Origin of the sequence: Persicitalea sp., from assembly GCF_041751555.1 — a bacterium.
In the GTDB taxonomy this organism is placed as follows: domain Bacteria; phylum Bacteroidota; class Bacteroidia; order Cytophagales; family Spirosomataceae; genus Persicitalea.
On sequence record NZ_JBGSXF010000743.1, the window covers coordinates 1 to 4,280 of the forward strand.

7 protein-coding genes are annotated in these 4,280 nt (G+C 46.1%); 6 read left to right on the forward strand and 1 reads right to left on the reverse strand.

Annotated features, from left to right (window positions below; all coding sequences use genetic code 11):
• The 6 genes from ACEW8P_RS25910 to ACEW8P_RS25935 all read left to right on the forward strand — a co-directional run.
• On the forward strand, positions 1–452 hold a 452-nt coding region (locus ACEW8P_RS25910; protein ID WP_373515962.1), incomplete at its 5' end, for an AIR synthase-related protein.
• Between the two features lie 86 nt (positions 453–538).
• Positions 539–1,390: a hypothetical protein gene (locus ACEW8P_RS25915; RefSeq protein WP_373515963.1), complete on the forward strand. Its 852-nt coding sequence runs from the start codon at positions 539–541 to the stop codon at positions 1,388–1,390.
• A gap of 177 nt (positions 1,391–1,567) precedes the next feature.
• Complete coding sequence (locus tag ACEW8P_RS25920) at positions 1,568–1,780, forward strand: DUF4007 family protein (RefSeq protein ID WP_373515964.1); 213 nt, start codon at positions 1,568–1,570, stop codon at positions 1,778–1,780.
• Between the two features lie 21 nt (positions 1,781–1,801).
• On the forward strand, positions 1,802–2,917 hold the full coding sequence (locus ACEW8P_RS25925) for an HNH endonuclease domain-containing protein (RefSeq protein ID WP_373515965.1): 1,116 nt from the start codon (positions 1,802–1,804) through the stop codon (positions 2,915–2,917).
• Entirely contained in the window at positions 2,918–3,193 is a 276-nt protein-coding gene (locus ACEW8P_RS25930; protein ID WP_373515966.1) for a methyltransferase domain-containing protein, read from the forward strand.
• A gap of 7 nt (positions 3,194–3,200) precedes the next feature.
• Positions 3,201–3,764, forward strand: coding sequence for an HIT family protein (locus ACEW8P_RS25935; protein ID WP_373515967.1), 564 nt, complete (start codon positions 3,201–3,203; stop codon positions 3,762–3,764).
• A gap of 10 nt (positions 3,765–3,774) precedes the next feature.
• Here ACEW8P_RS25935 and ACEW8P_RS25940 read toward each other — a convergent pair whose 3' ends face one another.
• Complete coding sequence (locus ACEW8P_RS25940) at positions 3,775–4,029, reverse strand: hypothetical protein (protein ID WP_373515968.1); 255 nt, start codon at positions 4,027–4,029, stop codon at positions 3,775–3,777.
• Positions 4,030–4,280: the final 251 nt, after the last annotated feature.

The following is a 4,280-nucleotide window of genomic DNA, read 5'->3' on the forward strand; positions in this document are numbered from 1 at the left end:
GCGGCAGCAAAACTCTGCTGGACCCTGTGCAAAGTACCCCTCTGAACGTCGGCCAACTCATTCTTTCGCCTACCCGCACTTACGCGCCCGTGGCCAAAGCCCTGCTCGATGAACTGCGAGCCGAAATCCACGGCATGGTGCATTGCAGCGGTGGCGCCCAGACCAAGATCCTGCATTTTATCGACAACCTGCACGTCGTCAAGGATAATCTATTTCCCATCCCGCCTTTGTTCAAACTGATTCAGGCCGAGAGCGGCACGAGTTGGCAGGAGATGTACCAGGTCTTCAACATGGGCCATCGCCTGGAAGTGTACCTGCCCGAAGCCCAAGCCGCGCGCGTGATCGAAATTTCGGAATCGTTCGGCATCGCGGCGCAGGTCGTGGGTCGGGTGGAGGCCGCGACGAAGAAGCGTTTGACGATTCGGTCGGAGTTTGGGGAGTTTTTGTATTGAGAGTTGGGTTTTGGTGCTTCTTGCTTGTGGTTCGGCCGGATATTTCCCGCTATTCCCTAACTTTACCAAAAACTCAGCCGCTTACCATGCTTATTGCCAATCCGATATACGATGTCGTTTTCAAACGGCTCATGGAAGACGAGCGCATCGCCAAGTTCTTCATTGGAACGCTCCTAGACGAAATCATCGAGGAGGTGCAGGTCATGCCGCAGGAATTCACCTACACCGATCAGTTGGCAGGCTTAGCCGTCTTCCGGGTGGACTTTATTGCTACCATCAAAACGCAGGAAGGAATATTTAGAAAGGTACTGATCGAGATTCAGAAGGCAAAGAATCTGATTGACCTCATGCGCTTCCGCAACTACCTGGCCGAACAATACAAGAAAGAGGACGAGGTCGAGACCGCAACGGGAAAGCAGAAAACTGCCTTACCGATCGTGACGATTTATTTGTTAGGTTTCAATTTGCCCGAAGTAGAAACCCCGGCGGTGCGGGTACAGCGGCAGTACAAAGACCTCATCGCCAATCGAATTATCGAGAAAAAAAGTGAGTTTATCGAGAAGTTGACCCACGATTGCTTTGTCATCCAACTGCCGAGGATCGACGCCAAGTACCAAACCCGGCTCGATAAGCTACTGAGCATCTTCGAGCAAGCCCACTTCGTGGACGAGGCTAAGACCACCAAGCTATTCAACCACGAAACCGACATAGAGGAAGTGAAGATTATGACTGACCTGCTGCACTACACGGGTACTGACCCGGCCGAGAAGAAGAAGATAGAAATTGAGCAGGAAGCCTGGCGCAGCGTGGAGGCGATGCTGGAAGAGAGTAACGCAAGAACCGAAAAGCTGCAATCGAAGCTATCGGAAGCTGAATCGAAACTCTCAGAGGCGGCGAAGGAAATCGAAGAACTGAAACGACGTTTGGGGGAGAGGTAAGAATTGAGGGCAACCTTCTGAGATCGAGCATCACTATGAAGTATTTCATATTAGTGTTCTTTTTGCACTTGGTACACAAAGGCTTGCATTCCAGATTTAGTAGTAGAAGTCAATCTCCTACTGTCAGATTCTTCCAATCCTTCCCATATTTTGTATTTTTGGAAAAATACAATGTACATGATTGAAACCCTTCCCCCCGTCAAATACACCTTTTCCGGTCACGATACTTTCCATTGCCGTAGCCTTTGGCTGAAAAAAGGCTATGACTACCTGCTACTTGATAAAAAATTCAGCGACGAAGACGCCGTAGTAATTTTGGGTGTGGGCAAAAACATGGTGTCGGCCATTCGGTATTGGATGAAGTCGTTTGATGTTTTGATATCATTTTAAAATTAAGGTTAAACCGGCGCCATGTCATTACCAGAAAGTGACGACCTCGACATTGCGGCTTTATCTGGGGTGTTCAAAGACCGGACGAATTCCTACAAATTCTATTGGTTTCTCTCAATTCTGGACATTTTACAGGAGAATGGCGAGCGTATCATTCGGCAAAATGACATAGCCCTGCGCATGCTGGCAAATGTCTGGTACCCGCTGGATTACTACAAACTCTCATTCGGTACCCAGGATGGGTTTAAACAGGTTGCAGCGTTTATATCCTCGAAATTCGAGATCGACAACCGTCTCAATGCGCCGGGTTTATCAAAGCAGATTAGACAGAATTTGTCAGAAAGTGAGTTGTTAACGCTTAGCCAGAATATTGACAAAAACCTTATCCGTTGGGTACCATTCCGATTTATCCGCCCTTTTTTTGCTCTAGAAACTCAGCGGCTTTCAGACCATAAAGTCAACGGTGCAATCAAACGGCTTAGCAATGAGCTGTTTGTCTCTCAACCACAGCGTGTTGTTTATCGAATCCTAGATGATTCTATTGAATTGAATGCAGTTTGGGTTGATTACTTCCAGCATCATCAAAGTATTTTAAGAGGCTTCATCTTTTGGCATTTAGTTGGGTTCGTCCAGAAAAACAATCCGAACGTGATCGGGCTTACGGAAAAATTAGAAAAGCCGAGAAAGCGCGATTTAAGTTTGGCAAAAAAGTTCTGGAAGGGGTATTTGGATGAGCATTCTAATCTATCCTGCATTTATTCGGGAGAAATTATCACCAGGCAGAACATCAGTTTAGACCACTTCTTACCTTGGTCCTATGTGGCGCATGATCAGCTTTGGAATATTGTCCCTACTCCGAAAAGGGTAAACTCTTCAAAAAGTAATTGCTTGCCCTCTGAACAGTACTTCAAGGAATTCACTAGGCTACAATACCAAGTCGTTCAATTTTATTTAAACAAACAGAAATTGAATGTTCTGGAAGATTACGACCAGATATTTCGGACGGATTTGCGCCTACTTTCTTTGAAAGAATTTACTGATACATTACAAAAATACTTCTTACCTCATTTTCAAACCGCCAAAAATTTGGGTTTTACTTACCCATATATTTACCAAAAGGACAGCACTACTGAATAAATGAGTGACACGCCGAATCCCAATACGCACCTAACCGCAAAAGAGCGCACCACGCCTTCGCTGCCTGTGCGGATGCTGCTGGATCGCAAGCTTATTCAGGGAAAAGTACTGGATTTTGGTTGTGGTTTTGGAAAAGACGTGAACCATCTGCTCGTCAAAGGATTTGACGCCAAAGGGTATGACCCGCACTACTACCCGGAATATCCAGCCGAGAAATTTGACACCATTCTTTGTTTTTACGTCTTGAACGTACTTCTGTTCCGAAGAACAAAATAAGGTGTTGATGCAGATTTCAAATCTCTTGAAGCCAACGGGCCGGGCATACTTTGCCGTTCGGCGTGACATCCAGAGGGATGGATTCCGTATGCATCAGGTACACGGGAAGCCTACCTATCAATGCTACGTCAAGCTTCCCTACAAATCTATTTTTCTCAACGAGAACACCGAATTCTACGAGTACCAGCATTGGAATCAGGTAGTTGAAAGCGATTCAAAATGCCCGTTTTGCAAAGTCAATCCCAAACTGGAACTATTAGCCGAAACGCCGCTGAGTTATTCAGTCCTGGATGGTTTTCCCGTTGCCAAAGGCCACACGCTTGTCGTACCAAAACGTCATGAAGCCAACTTTTTTGGTTTGACTTTTGAGGAGCAAAAGGATTTGGTACAGGTATCTGATTTTGTACAAGAAATACTAAAAGATAATTACGAAACGGAGGACTTCACACTGGGAATAAACATTGGACGCAATGCCGGACAGCGTATGGATCACACTACTATTCACCTTATTCCTAGATATTCAGGCGATTGTACAAATCCGAAGGGAGGGATTCGAAATATATTGAAGTAGAGTTCCCTTATCAGTAATGTGCAGTTGTGCTAGTGATAACACCCGATTTGTGAAATTTATGGGTCAAAATTGCGTCTATCGAGTTCGTCAGCTTCTCAATCGAACTCGACTGCTGATTTTCGATCACGCCATAGTTGCTGGCATTTCCCCCCAAGGGGTACCAATTAGCATCTTCAAAAATGGCAGGATACTTTTTCAGCAGGGCTTCTACTTCTGATTCGGTACTTGATTGGTAAAGGGCGAGGAAAAGTTCTTGGTGGGTCATGTGTGGTGAAGTGAATTAACCTTTGAAATCTGGTATTTCGCCCTTTCAGGGCTTATCCTGCTAGTGCTCTCCGAATCGCAGGGCTTCACCCTACGCTACAATATTACGCCCTTTTCAGGGCTGCGGGAGCGAGTAATCTACTCATTTGCCTATCAGTAAGTACTCTGTACCTCTGCCGCTTTGTGCTTCCACTATTCCTCCGCCTCATCCAGCGCCCGCACCTCCCGAAACAAATCCAGCAGCGAGTCACC